At 71.3% G+C, this 19,450-nt stretch carries 16 protein-coding genes; 9 read left to right on the forward strand and 7 right to left on the reverse strand.

Going from position 1 to position 19,450, the window contains the following annotated elements; genetic code table 11:
* The first annotated feature begins 27 nt into the window (after window positions 1–27).
* The gene (gene gcvP, locus ACZ4N5_RS17790) at window positions 28–2,913 is read left to right on the forward strand and encodes an aminomethyl-transferring glycine dehydrogenase (RefSeq protein ID WP_467758002.1); all 2,886 of its coding nucleotides are present in this window, start codon (window positions 28–30) and stop codon (window positions 2,911–2,913) included.
* A gap of 135 nt (window positions 2,914–3,048) precedes the next feature.
* Here gcvP and ACZ4N5_RS17795 read toward each other — a convergent pair whose 3' ends face one another.
* Together ACZ4N5_RS17795 and ACZ4N5_RS17800 are read right to left on the reverse strand one after the other, a co-directional pair.
* Window positions 3,049–3,255, reverse strand: coding sequence for a DUF5999 family protein (locus tag ACZ4N5_RS17795; protein ID WP_323178830.1), 207 nt, complete (start codon window positions 3,253–3,255; stop codon window positions 3,049–3,051).
* A 375-nt stretch (window positions 3,256–3,630) separates the two neighbouring features.
* The gene (locus ACZ4N5_RS17800) at window positions 3,631–4,215 is read right to left on the reverse strand and encodes a hypothetical protein (protein ID WP_467758003.1); all 585 of its coding nucleotides are present in this window, start codon (window positions 4,213–4,215) and stop codon (window positions 3,631–3,633) included.
* A 540-nt stretch (window positions 4,216–4,755) separates the two neighbouring features.
* On the opposite strand from ACZ4N5_RS17800, the gene ACZ4N5_RS17805 reads away from it, so the two are divergent.
* Window positions 4,756–6,273 carry a glutamate-cysteine ligase family protein gene (locus ACZ4N5_RS17805; RefSeq protein ID WP_467758004.1) on the forward strand — a complete coding sequence of 506 codons (1,518 nt, stop codon included), beginning with the start codon at window positions 4,756–4,758 and terminating at the stop codon, window positions 6,271–6,273.
* 16 nt (window positions 6,274–6,289) lie between these two features.
* On the opposite strand, the gene ACZ4N5_RS17810 is transcribed toward ACZ4N5_RS17805, so the two are convergent.
* Entirely contained in the window at window positions 6,290–8,059 is a 1,770-nt protein-coding gene (locus ACZ4N5_RS17810; protein ID WP_467758005.1) for a substrate-binding and VWA domain-containing protein, read from the reverse strand.
* A gap of 184 nt (window positions 8,060–8,243) precedes the next feature.
* Between ACZ4N5_RS17810 and ACZ4N5_RS17815 the strand changes: the two genes are divergently transcribed.
* Complete coding sequence (locus ACZ4N5_RS17815) at window positions 8,244–9,044, forward strand: CPBP family intramembrane glutamic endopeptidase (protein WP_467758006.1); 801 nt, start codon at window positions 8,244–8,246, stop codon at window positions 9,042–9,044.
* A 145-nt stretch (window positions 9,045–9,189) separates the two neighbouring features.
* On the opposite strand, the gene ACZ4N5_RS17820 is transcribed toward ACZ4N5_RS17815, so the two are convergent.
* Window positions 9,190–9,999 carry a PhzF family phenazine biosynthesis protein gene (locus ACZ4N5_RS17820; protein ID WP_467758007.1) on the reverse strand — a complete coding sequence of 270 codons (810 nt, stop codon included), beginning with the start codon at window positions 9,997–9,999 and terminating at the stop codon, window positions 9,190–9,192.
* A gap of 502 nt (window positions 10,000–10,501) precedes the next feature.
* On the opposite strand from ACZ4N5_RS17820, the gene ACZ4N5_RS17825 reads away from it, so the two are divergent.
* Window positions 10,502–11,155, forward strand: coding sequence for a PadR family transcriptional regulator (locus tag ACZ4N5_RS17825; RefSeq protein ID WP_365882300.1), 654 nt, complete (start codon window positions 10,502–10,504; stop codon window positions 11,153–11,155).
* Window positions 11,156–11,263: 108 nt separating this feature from the next.
* On the opposite strand, the gene ACZ4N5_RS17830 is transcribed toward ACZ4N5_RS17825, so the two are convergent.
* On the reverse strand, window positions 11,264–11,692 hold the full coding sequence (locus ACZ4N5_RS17830) for a type II toxin-antitoxin system Rv0910 family toxin (protein WP_356786048.1): 429 nt from the start codon (window positions 11,690–11,692) through the stop codon (window positions 11,264–11,266).
* A 384-nt stretch (window positions 11,693–12,076) separates the two neighbouring features.
* Here ACZ4N5_RS17830 and ACZ4N5_RS17835 point away from each other — a divergent pair, with 384 nt between their 5' ends.
* From ACZ4N5_RS17835 to ACZ4N5_RS17845, 3 genes are all read left to right on the forward strand, one after another.
* Window positions 12,077–12,625, forward strand: coding sequence for a peptidase (locus ACZ4N5_RS17835; RefSeq protein ID WP_467758008.1), 549 nt, complete (start codon window positions 12,077–12,079; stop codon window positions 12,623–12,625).
* Window positions 12,626–12,815: 190 nt separating this feature from the next.
* Entirely contained in the window at window positions 12,816–13,820 is a 1,005-nt protein-coding gene (locus ACZ4N5_RS17840) for an EamA family transporter (RefSeq protein WP_467758009.1), read from the forward strand.
* A 212-nt stretch (window positions 13,821–14,032) separates the two neighbouring features.
* Window positions 14,033–15,019 (forward strand): DMT family transporter, encoded by a 987-nt coding sequence (locus tag ACZ4N5_RS17845; protein ID WP_467758010.1) that lies wholly within the window; start codon window positions 14,033–14,035, stop codon window positions 15,017–15,019.
* A gap of 258 nt (window positions 15,020–15,277) precedes the next feature.
* Here ACZ4N5_RS17845 and ACZ4N5_RS17850 read toward each other — a convergent pair whose 3' ends face one another.
* Entirely contained in the window at window positions 15,278–15,967 is a 690-nt protein-coding gene (locus ACZ4N5_RS17850; protein WP_467758011.1) for a pyridoxamine 5'-phosphate oxidase family protein, read from the reverse strand.
* Window positions 15,968–16,002: 35 nt separating this feature from the next.
* Between ACZ4N5_RS17850 and ACZ4N5_RS17855 the strand changes: the two genes are divergently transcribed.
* Window positions 16,003–17,334 (forward strand): aminotransferase class I/II-fold pyridoxal phosphate-dependent enzyme, encoded by a 1,332-nt coding sequence (locus tag ACZ4N5_RS17855; protein WP_467758012.1) that lies wholly within the window; start codon window positions 16,003–16,005, stop codon window positions 17,332–17,334.
* Between the two features lie 159 nt (window positions 17,335–17,493).
* Here ACZ4N5_RS17855 and ACZ4N5_RS17860 read toward each other — a convergent pair whose 3' ends face one another.
* A complete protein-coding gene (locus ACZ4N5_RS17860; protein ID WP_467758013.1) occupies window positions 17,494–18,429 on the reverse strand; it encodes a DMT family transporter in 936 nt (311 codons plus the stop codon).
* 75 nt (window positions 18,430–18,504) lie between these two features.
* Between ACZ4N5_RS17860 and ACZ4N5_RS17865 the strand changes: the two genes are divergently transcribed.
* Entirely contained in the window at window positions 18,505–19,407 is a 903-nt protein-coding gene (locus ACZ4N5_RS17865; RefSeq protein ID WP_467758014.1) for a LysR family transcriptional regulator, read from the forward strand.
* Window positions 19,408–19,450 lie beyond the last annotated feature (43 nt).

Below are 19,450 nucleotides of genomic sequence, written 5' to 3' on the forward strand. Positions count from 1 at the left end.
GTCGCGTCAGACCAGGAGGCCTCCGCCATGACCGCCCCTCGTATTCCGCTTTCCGAGCTCGAACAGGGCATTCCCTTCGAGCAGCGCCACATCGGGCCCGACTCCGAAGCGCGGGCCAAGATGCTCGCGCAGGTCGGATACGGCTCGCTCGACGAGCTGACGGCCGCCGCGGTGCCCGACGTGATCAAGAACGCCGAGGCCCTGAAGCTGCCGGCCGCGCGCACCGAGGCCGAGGTACTCGCCGAGCTCCGCTCCCTCGCGGACCGCAACGAGGTGCTCGGCTCGATGATCGGCCTCGGTTACTACGGCACGTTCACGCCGCCGGTGATCCTGCGCAACGTCATGGAGAACCCGGCCTGGTACACCGCGTACACGCCGTACCAGCCGGAGATCTCGCAGGGCCGTCTCGAGGCGCTGCTGAACTTCCAGACCGTCGTCGCCGAGCTGACCGGACTGCCGACCTCCGGCGCCTCCCTCCTCGACGAGGGCACCGCCGCCGCCGAGGCGATGGCGCTGTCCCGCCGCATGGGCAAGAACAAGAAGGGCCTCTTCCTGGTCGACGCGGACGCGCTGCCGCAGACCATCGCCGTCATAGAGACCCGCGCCGAGCCGACCGGCGTCGAGATCGTCGTCGCCGACCTCGCCGACGGCATCCCGGCCGATCTCGCCGGGCGCGAGATCAACGGCGTGCTGATCCAGTACCCGGGCGCCTCCGGTGCCGTACGCGACATCAAGCCGATCGTCGAGCAGGCGCACGAGCTGGGCGCCGTCGTCACCGTCGCCGCCGATCTGCTCGCCCTGACCCTGCTGACCTCGCCCGGCGAGCTCGACGCGGACATCGCGATCGGTACGACGCAGCGCTTCGGTGTGCCGATGGGCTTCGGCGGTCCGCACGCCGGTTACATGGCGGTGCGCGAGAAGTTCGCGCGCAGCCTCCCCGGCCGCCTGGTCGGTGTGTCCGTGGACGCCGACGGGCACAAGGCGTACCGCCTCGCCCTGCAGACGCGTGAGCAGCACATCCGCCGCGAGAAGGCGACCAGCAACATCTGTACGGCTCAGGTGCTGCTCGCCGTGATGGCCGGCATGTACGCCGTCTACCACGGTCCCGACGGCCTGCGGACCATCGCACGGCGTACCCACCGCTACGCCACCGTCCTGGCCGCGGGGCTCACCGCCGGCGGTATCGAGGTCGTGCACGGCGCGTACTTCGACACGCTCACCGTGCGGGTCCCGGGCCGCTCCGCCGAGATCGTGGCCGCCGCCCGCGACCACGGCGTCAACCTCCACCTCGTCGACGCCGACCAGGTGTCGATCTCGTGCGACGAGACGACCACGCGCGACCAGCTGGCCGCCGTGTGGACCGCCTTCGGCGTTGAAGGCGACATCGAGGCGCTGGACGCGAGCACGCAGGACACCCTGCCGGCCGCGCTGCTGCGCACCGACGAGTACCTCACGCACCCCGTCTTCCACCAGCACCGCTCCGAGACCGCGATGCTGCGCTACCTGCGCAAGCTCTCCGACCGCGACTACGCGCTCGACCGCGGCATGATCCCGCTGGGCTCCTGCACCATGAAGCTCAACGCGACCACCGAGATGGAGCCGGTCACCTGGCCCGAGTTCGGGCAGATGCACCCCTTCGCGCCCGCCGAGCAGGCGCGGGGCTATCTGACGCTCATCCACGAGCTGGAGGACCAGCTCGCCGAGGTCACCGGCTACGACAAGGTGTCGCTCCAGCCCAACGCCGGTTCTCAGGGCGAGCTGGCCGGTCTGCTGGCCGTCCGCGGCTACCACCGCGCCAACGGCGACGACCAGCGCACCGTCTGCCTCATCCCGTCCTCCGCGCACGGCACCAACGCCGCCAGCGCCGTGATGGCCGGCATGAAGGTCGTCGTGGTGAAGACCGCGGACGACGGCGAGATCGACGTCGCGGACCTGCGCGCCAAGATCGAGCAGTACCGCGACGAACTGTCGGTGCTGATGATCACGTACCCCTCGACGCACGGTGTGTTCGAGGAGCACGTCGCCGACATCTGCGCCCAGGTGCACGAGGCCGGCGGCCAGGTCTACGTCGACGGTGCCAACCTCAACGCCCTGGTGGGCCTCGCCAAGCCGGGTCACTTCGGCGGCGACGTCTCGCACCTCAACCTGCACAAGACCTTCTGCATCCCGCACGGCGGTGGCGGTCCGGGCGTGGGCCCGGTCGGTGTGCGCGCGCACCTGGCGCCGTACCTGCCGAACCACCCGCTCCAGCCCGAGGCCGGTCCCGAGACCGGTGTCGGCCCGATCTCGGCCGCTCCCTGGGGTTCCGCGGGCATCCTGCCCATCTCCTGGTCGTACGTCCGGCTGATGGGCGGCGAGGGCCTCAAGCGCGCCACGCAGGTGGCCGTGCTCTCCGCCAACTACATCGCCAAGCGCCTGGAGCCGCACTACCCGGTGCTGTACACCGGTCCCGCCGGCCTGGTCGCGCACGAGTGCATCATCGACCTGCGCCCGCTCACCAAGGCGACCGGCGTGAGCGTCGACGACATCGCCAAGCGACTCATCGACTACGGCTTCCACGCGCCGACGATGTCGTTCCCGGTGGCCGGCACGCTGATGATCGAGCCGACCGAGTCCGAGGACCTCGGGGAGCTCGACCGGTTCTGCGAGGCGATGATCGCGATCCGCGCGGAGATCGAGAAGGTCGGCTCCGGCGAGTGGGCGGTGGACGACAACCCGCTGCGCGGGGCGCCGCACACGGCCGCCGCGCTCGGCGGCGACTGGGAGCACCCCTACAGCCGCGAGGAGGCCGTCTTCCCGGCCGGTGTCTCGGCCGCCGACAAGTACTGGCCGCCGGTGCGCCGCATCGACCAGGCGTACGGCGACCGGAACCTCGTCTGCTCCTGCCCGCCGCTTGACGCCTACGAGGACTGATCAGCGCTCGGCACGTGGACGCCTACGGGGAGTGATCACCCTCGGACATGCGTCGGGGCCGGTTCGGAGAGTACGTCTCCGGGCCGGCCCCTCGTGTGTCTGGGCGGCCTGTCACGGCCGCCCGGGTCGTGCGGCTCAGGCGGCCGTCATCACCGGCGCGCCGCCCAGCGGGCGGTGCGGGGCGATGATCTGGCCGTCCGGCAGGAGCTCACCGGTGTCCTCGAAGAGCAGAACGCCGTTGCACAGCAGGCTCCATCCCTGCTCCGGGTGGTGCGCCACAAGGCGGGCGGACTCCCGGTCGGCTGATTCGGCTGACGGACACGGTGGCTGGTGCTGGCACATGGATGGGATCTTTCGCTGGGTCGAGATGTGAGTGATGGCTGTGGTGTCTGTCTTGCGGCTTGAGGTACTCATGGCCGCCCCCCGTTGGTGTGTGGTCTGGAACCCAGTGTTGCCCCACAGGCGCCAATCCGCAGGGATTTGAGGGCACCACTTCTCACAGGTTTATGACGCATCACCCGCGCGGAGGGTTCACCCCAACTACGCCGTCCTTTCGGGTGGTTCGGGGTGGCCGAATGGGGCTAGTCAGGTCGGGTGCGAGGTGTGTTTCCCCTCGTACGAGCGCTGCATGGCCCTAACGAGCGAGCTGCTCTCCGGGGTGGTGACAGCGCAGTGCCCCGCGGCCGCGACACGGCTGCGGGGCACGGGCGCGGAGGATCAGGCGGGCGAGCTGAGGAGCGGTGCCGGGGTGACCCGGTGGGTGAGGACCGGCAGCAGTTCGGCGACGTGGTACGGACGGTGTGCGGCGATGCCGGGCGGGGCGGGCGCGAGCGGGACCAGGAGGTCGGTGGCGGCCGGATGGCCGGTCGCGCCGTCCGCCGTGCAGTCGCCGTGCAGCCAGAGGGTCAGCATGTAGAGCTCGGGCACGGACAACAGGCGCGCCTGGTAGGGCTGTTGCATGGTCTCGGCCTGCCGCAGGGCGCGTTCCGTCGCGGTGATGTAGGGGCCCTCGAAGAAGCGTGAGAAGGCCCAGCCGTCCGGGGTCAGCATGGTGTCGGCGGCGGCCACCGCACGGTCGCCGCAACGGATCAGGAAACGCCACCCGGCGAGCCGGGTGGCGGAGGCGCCCGCGGGAGTGATGCGATCCAGGACGTGGACGGGCAGCGGGAGTTCGGGGGTGGCGGGTCCCTGCGCCAGGCGCAGGGACGGGGTACGGGCTTCGCGGACAGCGGTGGGGGAACCGAGTGCCGTGAGAACGGTGCGCAGGGCGGGCGCGGGAGCCGGGGGTACGTGCAGCGGCATGGTGGGTCGCCTCTCATTCGACAGGCACAGTGGCGCGAGGGCGGGGGCGGACGGCGCTGTCAGCTCTCGGGTCAGAGGGGCGAGGGGTCTGGATCTGCCGACAGGGTGTCGCCTGCCGTCGTCACCATGACGACAGGACCTAGGACCGCGAGCGCCAACTCTCTGCCTCGGTAGCGGAGTTTATACGACGCGTGTTCAGGCTTTGTTTCGTCTAGTCGTCCCGAATACGAAGAGCAAGGCGCTATTCGGTCGATGAAACGAGGGATTCATCCCGATTCTGCGCGGTCGAACCGCGGTGACCTCGGAATGCTCCGCCGGAGCGGTCGGCCGATTCTCGTCGGCGTTTTTCACGAGATCATGTCGGGCGGCAAACTTGCTCAATGCTCCATGCCCGGTGAATGTGCCCGGGGCCGATGTCCAGCCTAGCGGTCGAAGAGCGAGCGCGGGACGTTATGGATCGCGTTGCCTGGGCATCATCCACCGTGACCCGGGACGCCAGGGCCGAAGCGTCGGCCTGCCCATCCGAGGAGGGACACTTCGATGGGGGAGAAGGTCGTGGCAGGGACGTTCGGCCTGTCTGATCGGCAGCGCTACCGCGACAAGCTCCGACAGTGTCTGACGGGGCTGGAGCGACTGCTGGAGGAGAAGCGGTTCGACCGTCCGAAGAACCTGATGGGCCTGGAGATCGAATTGAATCTCGCAGGGCCCGACGGCATGCCCAGAATGATGAATGGGCAAGTACTCGAAAGGATTGCGAGCCGCGATTTCCAAACAGAACTCGCCATGTTCAACCTGGAAGTCAACATCGCCCCACACCGATTGGGCGGCCGGGTATTCGACCGGCTCGCCGAAGAGATCCGCACCTCGCTCGCGTATGCCCATCGGAAAGCCAGCGAGGTCGACGCCGGAATCGTGATGATCGGCATCCTGCCGACGCTGGGCCAGGACGATCTGGTGTCCTCGAACCTCTCGGACGTCGACCGCTACACGCTGCTCAACGATCAGATCGTGGCCGCGCGCGGAGAGGATTTCGAACTCGACATAGACGGTGTGGAGCGTTTGGTGTGCAGGTCGGGATCCATCGCGCCCGAAGCCGCCTGCACCTCTGTGCAGTTGCACCTCCAGGTCACACCGGGCCGGTTCGCGGATGTGTGGAACGCGGCGCAGGCGGTCGCGGCGCCGCAGGTCGCGGTCGGGGCCAACTCGCCGTTCCTGTTCGGGCACGAGCTGTGGCGGGAGTCGAGGCCCCCGCTGTTCCAGCAGTCCACCGACACGCGGCCGCCGGAGCTGCAGGCGCAGGGAGTCCGACCGCGCACCTGGTTCGGCGAACGGTGGGTCACCTCGGCGTACGACCTCTTCGAGGAGAACCTGCGGTTCTTCCCGCCCCTGCTCCCCATCTGCGACGAGGAGGATCCGCTCGGAGTCCTCGATGCCGGGGGCGTACCCAAGCTCGCCGAGCTGGTGCTGCACAACGGCACGGTGTATCGCTGGAACCGGCCCGTGTACGGCATCGCCGACGGTGTACCGCATCTGCGCGTCGAGAACCGGGTGCTGCCCGCGGGCCCGACCGTCACCGATGTCATCGCCAATGCCGCCTTCTACTACGGGCTGGTCCGCGCGCTCGCCGAGGAGCCGCGTCCGGTGTGGACGCGGCTGTCCTTCGAGGCGGCGGCCGCCAATTTCGACGCGGCCTGCCGGTACGGCATCGACGCGCGCCTGGAGTGGCCGCGGCGCGGCCGCTACGGCGGGACCACGCAGGTCGACGCCGCGAACCTGGTCCGCGACGAACTGCTGCCGCTCGCCGCCGCCGGGCTCGACGCGTGGGGCGTCGAGCCCGCCGACCGGGATCTCTACCTGGGCGTGATCGAGGACCGGTGCCGGCTGCGCGTCAACGGCGCGACCTGGCAGGCGGCCACCTTCCACCGGGCCCTGGAGAAGGGACTCGGCCGCGATGCCGCGCTGGCCGCGACGACGAGGCGCTACGGCGAGCTGATGCATCTCGGGGACCCGGTGCACACCTGGCCGGTGGGACTGCCGGAGCCGGTTCCGCTGGGGTGACGCCCGGCGGTGCCGGTCAGTCCGGGTTGCCCGCGCCCGCGGCTGTGATCGCCTTGAGCATCGCCGCGTGGATCTGTGACGGCTCGTTGACCCGCTGGCCGGAGCCGCCGGTCGCCCTGGCGATCTGATCGACCTCCCGTCGGTCGCTGTCCGGGCCCACCGCGATGGCGATCAGGGGCACCGGGCGTTCCGGGTCGGCCAGTTTCTGCAGCTCGGCGACGAGATCGGACCGGGAGATGCTGCCGGGGTCCTGGTTGACTCCGTCCGTGAGGACGACCAGCGCGTTGAACCGGCCCTTCGCGTAGGAGGCGACGGCTGCCTTGTACGCGGCGAGTGTGGTGTCGTACAGACCGGTCTCTCCGTGCGGGACCGGCTTCAGGGAGCGGAAGGCCGCGGACAGCTTCTCGCGCTGGGTGCGGGATCCCTTGGCGTCGCCGAGCCGCTCGGTCGGTACGAGGACGCGGTAGTCCTTGTCGCCGTCGAGTTTCGTGGAGAACTTCCACAGCCCGATCTCGTCCTCGGGGGTGAACGTGGCGAGCGCCTGGAGCAGCGACTCCTTGGTGACGTCCATGCGTGACTGATCGCTGCCCGGCAGCGGCTCGGCCATGGAGGAGGAGGCGTCGACGACCGTGGTGATCCGGGCGCGCTCCACCGTGATCGTCCACATGCCGAGGGCTTCCTGGACCGCCTCCTTCGACGCGTGGTCGACGAGGATGCGCGCGTACGGCTGCGGGGACCTCCCGCCGGCCTCGGTGACCAGCGTGGCCGACGGGTTCTCGGCGTCCGTGCGGAAACCGAACACCCGCAGGAACTGCCGGGGTGCCGCCTCTCCGAGCAACGTCATGAACCGCAGGGCCGCACGGCTCTTGTCCGTGCCCAGCCGCGGAGCGTCGACCAGCGTGTACGGGTAGTCGAGCAGCGGCGCGCCGTCCTTGGGGTAGAAGAGGTCGAGGTCGTCACCCCCGTCCGCCGAGGTGTTGTGGGCGAACGCCGCCTGCTCGGAGAGGATCAGGGCCTGATTGCGCCCGGGGCTGTCCTGCCCGGAGCCGGAGAAGTCGGGGGGCAGGGTGTCCAGGAGCTGGGTGTCGCTGTCGGACGTGCGCTGCGAGAGCGCCTTGGCCATGGCGGCCGCCCGGACGTCACCGCCCTTGACCCGGGAGGCGGCCGCGCTGATCCGGGCGAGCGCGAGCAGTCCCGTCGAGCTGCGGGCAGGATCGACCGTGCCCAACTTGAGCCTTTTGTCCTGCATCGTCTCCCCGGCCAGCTCGGTCCAGGTGTACGTCTTCCCGGGCCAGCCCAGTGCTTTGGCGGCCGACGGAACCACGGCGACGCCGACCGGTGAGGAGGCGACGTTGCCCAGGCTGGTGACCTGCGTCGCGGTGGTGATCTCGGTGACCCGTTCCACCCACGCGTCCGAGTCCGGTACCCACACCTGCACGTCGGGCTTCCCGCCCGACCGGAGCGCGGCGGCGACCTGGTACGACTCGCGCGCGGTCACCCTGACGTCGAGGCAGCGGCCGTCGGAGGTGACGTTCTTCGCGCGGGCGTCCTCGGCGGCGGCCCTGAGCGCGGGCGCGATGTCCGGCGAGGCGGCCACCTCGATGTGGACGGCGTCGTCCCGGCAGGAGCCCCCGAAGGAGAACAGGCCTCCCCGGACGGCGGCGGCGGTGCCTCCGGCGACGGTGAGGACGAGTGCCGTCGCGAGGGCCACATTGCGGCGGCGTGCGCGGAGCCGGGGGTCGGCGGAGCCCGCCCGTGGCGCGTCGGGCAAGCTGTGACGTCCCATGACGGTGAGGTCCTCCCAGGTGAGCCCAAGCCGTGGGACAGCCGTAGAACAGGCAAAGGGGGAAGTACGCCCCGTATGGCGCCCGTCCCCCGACGGCCTGTCGCGCACGATCTTCGTAACTTCTTTCGAGACCCTAGCGGGGCGACGATGGGGATGCGGCGGGAATACCCAACTGGAGGCGGGAGTGCAGGTGGAGGCGGGATCGGCGGCCGATTCCTTTCCGAAGGAGAGGCTGACACGCCGGATTCTCCGGGACGAGACGCTGCTCGTCCTGGCGCTGTCGCTCGGCGCGAGTGGAGTGTCCGCGCTGATCAGTTTTGTCGGATCGGTCACGAAACCGGGTGGTCTCAAGGACCAGGCGGCCACCCTGAACGCCTCGGCGGCGCCGGGCCGGCCCTGGCTCGATCTGGCCTGGCAGCTCTTCGGTATCGCGTCGGCTCTGGTGCCGGTCGCGCTCGTCGCGCACCTGCTGATGCGCGAGGGCCAGGGGATGCGCGTGATCGGATTCGACCGTACGCGTCCCTGGCCGGACCTCGGCCGCGGTGCCATGGTCGCGGCGGTGATCGGCAGTACGGGAATCGCCTTCTATCTGGCGGCGCGCGGGTTCGGCGCCAACCTCACGGTGGTGCCCGAGGCGTTGCCGGACGTGTGGTGGAAATTTCCGGTGCTGATCCTCTCGGCCGTGCAGAACGCCGTGCTGGAGGAGGTCATCGTCGTCGGGTATCTGCTGCGCCGGCTCGGGCAGTTGGGCTGGACGCCGGGGACCGCGCTGGTGGCGAGTGCGGTGCTGCGCGGCTCGTACCACCTCTACCAGGGCATCGGCGGCTTTATCGGCAACATGGTGATGGGCGTGGTCTTCGTCTATCTGTACCGGCGTTGGGGCCGGGTCGGACCGCTCGTGGTCGCGCACTCGCTGCTCGACATCGGCGCCTTCGTGGGGTACGCGCTGCTCGCCGGGAAGGTGGGATGGCTCCCGACCGCGTGAGTGGCGCTCGCGACCGCTGAGCGACGGGGACTGACCCCGAAGGGGCGTACGACCATCTCGTACGCCCCTTTCGTGTGCTGCCGCGCGAGGCTCGTACGTTGTCGCGCGAGTCCCGTGGACTGTTGCGCGAATCCCGTGGCCTTGCCTACGCGAGCAGTTCGCCCTCGACGACCGTGACCGCGTGCCCGGAGAGAAGGGTGCGGTCGCCGCGCACTTCGGTGCGGACCAGGCCGGAGCGCGGGGAGGCCTGCAGGCCGGTGAGATCGGGGCGGCCGAGGCGCTCGGACCAGAACGGGGCGAGGGCCGTGTGGGCGCTGCCGGTGACCGGGTCCTCGTCGATGCCGACGTTCGGGAAGAAGCAGCGGGAGACGAAGTCGTAGCCCCGGGAGGGATCTTCGGCGCGGGCGGTCGCGATGATGCCGCGCTCGGAGTAGCGGGCGAGCCCCTTGAGGTCCGGCGCGAGACCGCGGACCGTCTTCTCGTCGGCGACCTCGACCAGCAGGTCACCGGTGTTCGGGCCGGTGTCCAGAGTGGAGAGCGGCTCGGCGCCGAGTGCCTCGGCGACACCGTCGGGGGTCTCGACCGGGGTGAGCGGCGCGGTCGGGAAGTCCAGGGTGATCGAGCCGTCGGCGGCGGGGGTGGCGATGAGGACACCGCTGCGCGTGGCGAAGCGCACCGGGCCCTGGTGGGCGCCCGTGGTGAGCAGGACGTGCGCCGCAGCGAGGGTCGCGTGCCCGCACAGGGCGACTTCGGTGGCGGGGGTGAACCAGCGCAGTGCCCAGTCGGCCTCGCCGCCTTCGGGAAGGCGGCGGGTGAACGCCGTCTCCGCGTGGTTGACCTCCATGGCCACGTTCTGGAGCCAGGCGTCGTCCGGGAAGGAGTCGAGGAGGAGGACCCCTGCCGGGTTGCCGGCGAAGGGGCGGTCGGTGAAGGCGTCGACGATACGAATGCGCATGCCCCGACGCTAGCGGTCCCGGGAAGCCACGGGCCAAGGCCAATCCGGGGGATCTGGCCCCTTGTCGGCGCGGGCGGGCGGCACGGGCGCCACGCGTGCCACGGATGTCCCCCGCGGGACGGGCGCCCCGGGCGCCACTGGCATCACGGGTGTCATGCGCGGCAGCGGTGCTGTCGGGTGTTCGGAGTGCCTGATCCGCGTGCCCGGGTTCCTGGGCGGACGGCCGGACGACGTTCCCGGCGTTCCGAGCTGGAAGTGCGGGATCCCGGCGCTTCGTCGAAGTCGTCGTCGGCCGACCGGATCGCCTGTGGCCACGGGCGGGTCGCGCCGCCAAGTCACCTGAGACGGAAGGTGGATCGTGGGAGAGGGCGCTTCGGTGAGATCGGAGCGGCCTTCGTTCAGGCAGGTCAGGCCGCCCTTCTCGAATGGGGTTGTCATGCGATCGCTTCCGATATATCGTTGACGCATCGCGACCGATCAACGATGGAATGGAGTGATTGCGATGCGTTCCCGTGGAGAAGACTTCGGATACGAGCACGAACACGGACATGGACACCACGGCGGACCCGGCCATCGAGGTCGGGGCGGCTTCGAGGGGCTGCGGGGGGCTTTCGGGCCCTTCGGGCCGGGTGGTCCCGGTGGCCCCGGCTTCGGTGGACCCGGCTTCGGCCCGGGTCCCTGGGGCGGGCGCGGCGGCCGGGGCGGACCGCGGGGGAGGGCGCGGCGCGGTGACGTACGCGCGTCGATCCTCGCCCTGCTCAAGGACCGGTCCATGCATGGTTACGAGATGATCCAGGAGATCGCCGAGCGTAGCGGCGGGGCATGGAAGCCCAGCCCGGGTTCGGTGTACCCGACCCTTCAGCTGCTGGAGGACGAGGGCCTGATCACCAGCGAGGCCGAGGGCGGCAAGAAGCTGTTCTCGCTCACCGAGTCCGGCCGCAGCGCGGCCGACGAGGGTCCCGACGCGCCGTGGGAAGAGGCCGGGCGCGGGGTCGACTGGGAGTCGCTGCACGAGATCCGGCAGGCCGGTTTCGGCCTCATGGAGGCCTTCGGCCAGGTCTGGAAGACCGGCAGCAAGGGCCAGCGCGACAAGGCGCTGGCGGTCATCAACGAAGCCCGCAAGAAGCTGTACCTGATCCTCGCCGACGAGGACTGACGGCGTGCCGTGGTATCTGCCGGCGCCTCGCGGAAGTGTTTCCGCGGGGCGCCTTTCCGCATACGGAGCGCCGGGCGCCGCCTCGTGCGACGCGGGGACGTGCGGGGCTCAGACCACCAGCCCGGCCAGCTTGCGCAGCGACTCGTCGAGGGCGGCCGTCGCCGAGTCCTTCAGCTTGCCGGCCATCAACGAGACGGCCGCACCCGTGAACTCCCCGTCGATGCGCACCGATGTGGCGTCGCCGTCGGGAGTGAGTGTGTAGCGCGTGGAGACGATCACCGACATCGGGCCCTTGCCGCGGATGGCCAGGGTGCGGCCGGACTCCAGTTCCTCGATGGTCCAGGTGACCTCGGCCGGGAAGCCCATGAGCTTCATGTTCTCCGCGAAGGTGCCGCCCACTTCGAGCTTCTCAGGGCCGCCCTTCGGGAAGTTGGTGTGCGTCGCGTTCCACTCGCCGTAGGCGGACCAGTCCGTGAGCTGGGTCCAGATCTTCTCCGCGGGCGCCTCGATACGTGCTTCCGCGCTGACTTCGGCCATGCGACCACCCCTTCGTGTCGGGCGCTGCGCCCGGCGCAGCTACGGTGTCGCGGAACGTAGCCCCAGGCTCTGGAACATTCAATACTGATGAACCGTCAGGAATTGTGGAGAGGGCGGGCGGGGGTCCACCGGGACGGGGAGCGGCTCTCGGGCACCCCCGGGGGTCCGAAGGGGCGGCCGCGCGCCGAGGTCCGACGGGCGAGCGCCGGTGCGGCCCCGTCGACTCAAGGGGCGCGAGGCAAGGCGGCGCGCGCCGTAGCGGGAATTCGGCGCGAAGTCATCCGTAAGGAGGAGAACCGCACAGGGATGCCCACCCTGTGTCGGACCTGAAGATGCTGCCCGCCGTGGATGACCCGGCGCCACGAGGCTGATGGGGTAGAGGTTGTGTCATCCCGTATCCCCCAGCAGTCCGCCGCCGCGAGCGGCCCGAACCATCCAGGCATCGACGCCGGACTCAGCGCAGAGCTCGCCTCGGTGGTCTCCGGTGCGCGCCGAAGAGCGCTGCGCGACGGGGACCGGCAGATCGACACGGCCCATCTGCTGCACTCCCTGCTGGAGTCCGACCCCGAGGTGCGCGCCGTCTTCGACGGCGGACCGCAGGTCGCCCGGCTGCTCGGCTACCTCGTGCAGCGCAGCATCGGTTACGGACTCCGCTGGCAGAGCGCCGTCGAGGACTCGGGCGCCGGGCCGCTGGTGGCCGGCGGGAGATGGTCCCCGGTGGCGGCCGGTGCCATGGAGGAGGCGTACGAGCGCGCCGTGCTGCGGGGCGACGGGCGGGCCCGTGGTCTCGACCTGCTCGCGGCGCTCGTCGGCGATCCCCGGTCGCGGGCCGTCGAGGTCCTCGGACGCGCCGGTGTAGAGCTGCCGCCGCTGCTGGAGCGGATCGAGAGCGGCTGCGAGGAGTGCGTGAGCGGCGGCGAGTCGGGCTGCTGAAGTCCCGGCGGCGCCCTGCGGCAGGTGCGTCGGCGGGAGCGGGCGGGCCGAAGTGGGCGAGCGGGAGCCCGGTCACTCTGTTCCACCGTGCGGTCCGGCGGTCGTTGTCGAGGGCCGGTGCCTGAGTCCAGTCGTTGAGACAGGTGTCATCGGGGGTGACGGTCATGTCGTCGCCTGTCATCATGTTGCGGTGCATACGTCTCAGGGGAGTCAGGGCAACCACGGAAGGGGCGTCGGCCTGGGCCTGGCGCTCGTGTCGGCGGTCGCCTTCGGCGGATCGGGTGTCGCGGCCAAGCCGCTGATCGAGGCGGGGCTCGACCCGCTCCACGTGGTGTGGCTGCGGGTCGCGGGCGCCGCCCTCGTCATGCTGCCGCTCGCCGTGCGGCACCGGGCGCTGGTGAAGCGACGCCCCGCGCTGCTCGCCGGGTTCGGACTCCTCGGCGTGGCCGGTGTCCAGGCCTTCTACTTCGCCGCGATCTCCCGCATCCCCGTCGGCGTCGCCCTCCTCGTGGAGTACCTCGCCCCCGCGCTGGTGCTCGGGTGGGTGCGCTTCGTGCAGCGCCGGCCCGTCTCGCGCGGCGCGGCTCTCGGAGTCGTCCTCGCGGTCGGCGGACTCGCCTGTGTGGTGGAGGTGTGGTCGGGGCTCAGCTTCGATGTCGTCGGACTCCTGCTCGCGCTGGGCGCCGCCTGCTGCCAGGTCGGCTACTTCGTTCTGTCCGACCAGGGCAGCGACGCCGGGGACGAGGCACCCGACCCGCTGGGCGTGATCGCGTACGGCCTGCTCGTCGGCACCCTCGTGCTGACCGCGGTCGCGCGCCCCTGGACCATGGACTGGTCCGTCCTCGGCGGCGGCGCGGACATGAACGGGACGTCCGTGCCCGCCTCGCTGCTCCTCGGCTGGATCGTGCTCATCGCCACCGTCGTCGCCTACGTCACCGGAGTGGTCTCCGTGCGCAGGCTCTCCCCGCAGGTCGCGGGCGTCGTGGCCTGTCTCGAAGCGGTGATCGCCACCGTCCTGGCCTGGGTGCTGTTGGGCGAACACCTCTCGGCGCCGCAGATCGTCGGCGGCGCGGTGGTCCTGCTCGGTGCGTTCATCGCGCAGTCGTCGGCCCCGGCGAAGCCCTCGCAGGGGCCGGTCGCGAGTGGGCCGAGCGACGCCGAAAGGGAGTTGTCGGCCCACGGAACGGCCGTCTAAGGTGCTGATCATGCCTGCGACGCTCGTGCTTCCGCCTCCGGCCGCCTGAGGCGGGCGTACCGGAACACCGGCCCGGCCCCAGCGCCGGGCGGAACGGCGCTGCCCGCAGAAGAAGTCCGAGGACCTTTCCGTACGCCCCTGCCCTCATGGCACGGGCTGCGACGCGGTCCCTTCCTGAACTTCTGACTTCTGCGGATCTGCGGAGAGAACACGTGTCGAACACCGCTGTCGGCCTGCCCGTCGGGCGAGGCCTGCTGTATCTGATCGTCGCCGGTGCCGCCTGGGGCACCGCGGGCGCCGCCGCGTCACTGGTCTACCGGGCCAGTGACATGGGACCGATCGCCCTGTCCTTCTGGCGCTGTGCGGGCGGACTCGCCCTGCTCCTCGCCGTACGCCTTCGCCCTCGCCCGAGCTTTCGGCCCGGCCGGCGCGCGGGCCGCCCCGCCGTGCGGGAGCCGCTCGGCCGCAAAGCGCTGCGCATCGGTCTGACCGGCCTCGGGCTGGCTGTTTTCCAGACCGCCTACTTCGCCGCAGTCGAGGCGACCGGCCTCGCGGTGGCGACCGTCGTCACCCTGGGTGCCGGGCCCGTCCTCATCGCGCTCGGCGCCCGGCTGACCATGGGGGAGCGGATCGGCCGGGGCGGGAGCGTCGCGGTCGTCGGGGCGCTGACCGGGCTCGGCGTGCTGGTCCTGGGCGGCGAGGGTGCCACCGTGCGCCCCGGGGGTGTCGTGCTGGCGGTCCTGTCCGCGGCCGGATACTCCGCGATGACTCTGCTCACCCGATGGTGGGGGCGCGACGGCCGCGTCGACGGGTCCGGCACGACGGTGTGGACGTTCGCCGTCACCACCGTCTGCCTGCTGCCGTTCGGGCTGGCCGAGGGGCTGATCCCGCACGCCGCGCAGCCGGCCCATGTGCTGGCACTGCTGGCGTACATCGCCGCCGTCCCCACAGCGCTGGCCTACGCCCTGTTCTTCGCCGGCGCCGCCGTCGTCCGCTCAGCGACCGTGTCCGTGATCATGCTCCTGGAGCCGGTCAGCGCGGCCGCGCTCGCCGTCGCTCTGCTCGGCGAGCGGCTCACCCTGCCGACGCTCGCCGGCACCCTGCTCATGCTCGGCTCGGTCGCCGGCCTCGCGGTGGCGGAGGCACGTGCCGCGGGGGCCGAACGGCGCGCGGCGCCCGCGGAGGCGCTTCTCGTGTGAGGCGGCAGGGGACGGCGGTGCTCGGGTGCGACCCAGGAGGGAGGTGGCGCTCGGGTGACGAAGCACCGGCGCCGGTCCGAGCAGGGGCCGGTGCTCGTCCGGGGCGCCCGGTATGCGGCCGTGCCTGCCGGGTGCGGGTCCGTGCGGACCCGCACCCGGCTCATCCGCTCGCTGCCTGGTCCACGTCCAGGTCCACGTCAACGCCCTGGTCCACGTCCAGGTCCTCGTTCAGGTCCGGGTAAAGATCGGCTCGGGTTCTCACGGCGCTGTCAGGTAGTCGGGGAGGTCGATGCCCGGGGCCAGGTCGTCCGCCGGGACCGGGGTGCCGTGTCCCTTGGTCAGCGGGACCACGCCGGTCCAGTGGGGGAGGGCGAGATCCTCGGGCTCGTCGCTCGGGCCGCCGGTGCGCAGCTTCGCGGAGACCTCGTCCAGATCCAGGCTGATCACGGCGGTGGCCGCGAGTTCCTTGGCGTTGGCCCGGCGGGAGTCGCCCGATCGGCCGGGGACGACGTGGTCGACCAGCGCGTCCAGTGCCAGGCGCTTCTCGTCGGGGTCCGTCACCTGGTGGGCGATGCCGTGCACCACCACGGAGCGGTAGTTCATCGAGTGGTGGAAGGCCGAGCGGGCCAGCACCAGTCCGTCGACGTGGGTCACGGTCAGGCAGACGGCCAGCCCGGGATCGGCCTGGCCGGTCATCCGCAGCGGGCGTGAACCCGTCGAGCCGTGCACGTAGAGCCGCTCGCCGACCCGCGCGTACAGCGTGGGCAGGACGATCGGCGCGCCGTCGCGGACGAAGCCGAGGTGGCAGACGTACCCCTCGTCGAGTATCGCGTGCACCAACTTGTGGTCGTACGCGGCGCGTTCCTTGGAGCGGGTGGGAACAGTGCGGTCGGTCGGGGTGTAGGCAGCGGACCCCGTCGTCCTCGGCTGGGTACTCGTCTCCGGCATTGCCTTCTCCATTGCACTAGTGCATAATCTCTTTTGTGCTAGGAGAGTATCGGATCGAAGGGCGTCGCGCAGCCGACATCGCCGCCAGCGTCGAGCGGGCGGTGGGGTCGGGGGACCTGGAGCCGGGTCAACTGCTGCCGTCGATGCGGGAGTTGGCGGAAGAGCTCGGGGTCAACGCGAATACGGTCGCGGCCGCCTATCGCACCCTGCGCGAGCGCGGGGTCATCGAGACCGCCGGCCGACGGGGCAGCCGGGTGCGCCCGAAGCCGGCCACCACCGGGCGTGAGTACCTTCGCGTCGAGGTGCCCGAGGGCGTGCGGAACATGGGCGAGGGCAATCCCGATCCCGCCCTGCTGCCCGCCCTCGCCGACGCCTTCGCGGCAGCGGCACGGCAGTCCGACCGGCATCCCGTGCAGTACGGGGAGGACGCCGTCGAACCGGAGCTGGAGCGCCTCGCCCGCGCCGGCCTCGACGCGGACGGAGTGCCCGAGGGGCCTGTCGTCGTCACCTCCGGATCGCTCGACGCCATCGAGCGCGTCCTGATGGCCCATCTCAGACCCGGCGACGCCATTGCCATCGAGGACCCCGGCTGGGGCAGCCTGTTCGACCTCGTCCCGGCGCTCGGGCTGCGGACGGTCGGGGTCGGTGTCGACGACGAGGGTCCGCTTCCGGCGGACGTACGGCGCGCGCTGGAGGCCGGGGCGCGGGCCCTGATCGTCACCGACCGGGCGCAGAATCCCACCGGTGCCGCGGTCACGGCCCCGCGCGCGCGTGCCCTGCGTTCCGTGCTCCGGGAGTACCCGGGGACCCTGCTGATCGAGGACGACCACGGTCACCAGATCGTCGACCTGCCCCTGCATCCCCTCGCCGGAGTCACGCACAGCTGGGCCTTCGTGCGCTCCGTCGCCAAGGCGTACGGGCCCGATCTCCGGCTCGCCGTGCTCACCGGCGACCCCGTCACCGTCGACCGCGTGCACGGGCGGCAGCGGCTCGGCCCCGGCTGGGTGAGCCGCCTGCTCCAGAAGGCCGTGGTCCACCTGTGGACCTCCGGCACGGTCGACGTCGGTGCCGTCGCGGCCGCGTACGGGTCGCGCCGAGACACGCTGATCGACGCCTTGAAGGCGCGCGGTGTCGACGCGTACGGGCGCAGCGGGATGAACGTCTGGATCCCCGTCCCGGACGAGACCGGGGCTGTCTCCCGGCTGTTGCACGCCGGCTGGGCGGTCGCGCCCGGCGCCCGCTTCCGGATGAACGCGCCGCCGGGCATCCGGATCACCGTCTCGACGCTTCGGCCCGAGGACACCGAGCCGCTCGCGGACGCCGTCGCGTCAGCCGTGGGACCGGCACCCGCACGCCGCTACATCTGAGGTGCCGCCGTCGTCGAAGCCCGGACGGCGGGTGGCGCGGGCCAGGACGGCGGGTGGCGTGGGGCACGTACGGCGGGGGCGTGGGGGCACCGTACGACGGGTGGCGGGCGTTTCTGGCGGCGGGTGTCGTGGGGGCCGGGACGGCGGGTGCCGTCGGCGTCAGCGGCGCGGCTTCGCCTGGGTGAGGGCCGCGCCCGCGAGGACGATCACCGCGCCGACCGGCGTCGACCAGGCCAGCGACTCGCCGAGAATCGCGACACCGGCGGCGGTGGCGATGACCGGGATGAAGTACGTGACCATCTGCGCCGTCGTCGGGCCGACCTCGGCGACGATGCCGTACTGGACGAGCATGGCCAGACCGGTGCCGAGGGCCCCCAGGGCGGCTATCGCGAGCAGCGGCACCCACGCGACATGGCTCGGAAACGTGGTGAACAGCGGCGTGACGAGGGCCAGTTGGGCGGTGGCCAGGAGCAGTTGGGCGCCGGTCATCGACAGATGCGAGTGGCCGGTGCCGGCCAGCGTCCGGCGGACGTATATCCAGCCGACCGGGTAGCTCAGCGAGGCCAGCAGGGCCATCGCCGTGCCCGTGGCGTCCAGGCCGTGGAAGCCCTGCCAGATGCCGAGGACCGTCAGGACGCCGAGGAAGCCGATGCCGAGACCGGCCACTCTGAGCCGGGTCGGCCGGTCCTCGGACAGGGCGACCAGGGACAGGGCCATGCCCCACAGCGGCGACGTCGCGTTGCAGATGCCCGCGAGTGTGGAGGGGATGGTCAGTTCGGAGTAGGCGAAGAGGGAGAACGGCAACGCGTTCAGCAGGAAGGCCGCGACCGCGAGGTGTCCCCATGTCCGCGCGCCGCGCGGCAGCCGCTCCCGCTTCACCGCCATCGCCGCCGCGAGCACCGCGGTCCCGAACAGCAGCCGCCCGAAGGTGACCTGGAACGGCGCGTAGCCCTCCGTGCCGACCTTGATGAGCAGGAAGCTGAAGCCCCAGATCAGCGAGAGGACGCCGAAGCGGATCCGCCAGTCGAGGGCGGTGCGACGGCGGGGTGCGACGCCGGTCGGCGTGACGGGGCGAGGGGAGGCGACGGTGCTCATGGGGTCAACAATGAGGCAGAACAATCTCGTAGCACAAGCGAGAATACTCAAGCGATATCTCGTAGCATTGCTTACATGTTGAATCTGGAGCGACTGCGCACCCTCGACGCCCTGGCCCGGCACGGCTCGGTGAGCGGCGCGGCCGAGGGACTGCACGTGACCACCTCGGCCGTCTCCCAGCAGATGTCCAAGCTGGAGCGCGAGGTGGGACAGCAACTGCTCGCCAAGAACGGCAGGGGAGTGCGCCTCACCGACGCCGGGCGGCTCCTGGCCGAGCACGCGGCGCGCATCCTGTCCCAGGTCGAGCTCGCGCAGTCCGACCTGGAGGCGCAGCGCGGTCAGGTGGTCGGCGAGCTGCGGCTGTCCGCGTTCCCGACCGCGGCGCGCGGACTGTTCCCGGCGGCGCTCGCCGAGCTGCGCGCCGACCACCCCGGACTGCGGGTGCGCTCCAGCGAGCTGGAGCCGGAGGCCGGGGTCGCGGGGGTGGTGCGCGGGGACCTGGACCTCGCGGTCGTGCTCGACTGGTACAACAAGCCGATGCCGCTGCCCGACGGTCTGGTGAAGGCGTCGATCCTCGACGACCCGGCCGATGTGGCGATGCCGGCCGGCCATCGGCTCGCGGGCCGCGACGAGGTGGACCTCGGGGACTTCGCCGACGACGAGTGGATCACCTGGGGCGAGGGCGAGTTCTGTCACGAGTGGCTGATGTTGACGCTGCGCTCCCAGGGCGTCGAACCGCACATCGGGCACCGTGCCGCGGAGACGCACACCCAGCTCGCACTCGTCGCCGCCGGGCTCGGCGTGTGCGTGGCCCCGCTCCTCGGGCGCCATCCGATGCCCGAGGGAGTCGTCACGGTGCCGGTCCGTCAGCGTGTGCGCCGCCATGTCTACGTCGTCTGGCGGGCCGACGCCGACCGCCGGCCGTCGATCAGGGCGGCGGTGGACGCCTTGCGCAGGGCCGGTGAGGCCGTCGAGTAAGGGGCCGGGAAGGGCGGGCCGCACCCCACGTCTCCGCCGTGAT

The sequence above is a fragment of the Streptomyces sp. NPDC026500 genome (assembly GCF_055567635.1).

Coding starts and splice junctions, on each gene's coding strand:
- gcvP (WP_467758002.1), top strand. CDS start 28: ATGACCGCCCCTCGTATTCCGCTTTCCGAGCTCGAACAGGGCATTCCC.
- ACZ4N5_RS17820 (WP_467758007.1), bottom strand. CDS start 9,999: ATGCGCATTCGTATCGTCGACGCCTTCACCGACCGCCCCTTCGCCGGC.
- ACZ4N5_RS17830 (WP_356786048.1), bottom strand. CDS start 11,692: ATGGCCGAAGTCAGCGCGGAAGCACGTATCGAGGCGCCCGCGGAGAAG.
- ACZ4N5_RS17795 (WP_323178830.1), bottom strand. CDS start 3,255: ATGTGCCAGCACCAGCCACCGTGTCCGTCAGCCGAATCAGCCGACCGG.
- ACZ4N5_RS17825 (WP_365882300.1), top strand. CDS start 10,502: ATGCGTTCCCGTGGAGAAGACTTCGGATACGAGCACGAACACGGACAT.
- ACZ4N5_RS17860 (WP_467758013.1), bottom strand. CDS start 18,429: ATGAGCACCGTCGCCTCCCCTCGCCCCGTCACGCCGACCGGCGTCGCA.
- ACZ4N5_RS17805 (WP_467758004.1), top strand. CDS start 4,756: ATGGGGGAGAAGGTCGTGGCAGGGACGTTCGGCCTGTCTGATCGGCAG.
- ACZ4N5_RS17865 (WP_467758014.1), top strand. CDS start 18,505: ATGTTGAATCTGGAGCGACTGCGCACCCTCGACGCCCTGGCCCGGCAC.
- ACZ4N5_RS17850 (WP_467758011.1), bottom strand. CDS start 15,967: ATGCCGGAGACGAGTACCCAGCCGAGGACGACGGGGTCCGCTGCCTAC.
- ACZ4N5_RS17800 (WP_467758003.1), bottom strand. CDS start 4,215: ATGCCGCTGCACGTACCCCCGGCTCCCGCGCCCGCCCTGCGCACCGTT.
- ACZ4N5_RS17810 (WP_467758005.1), bottom strand. CDS start 8,059: ATGGGACGTCACAGCTTGCCCGACGCGCCACGGGCGGGCTCCGCCGAC.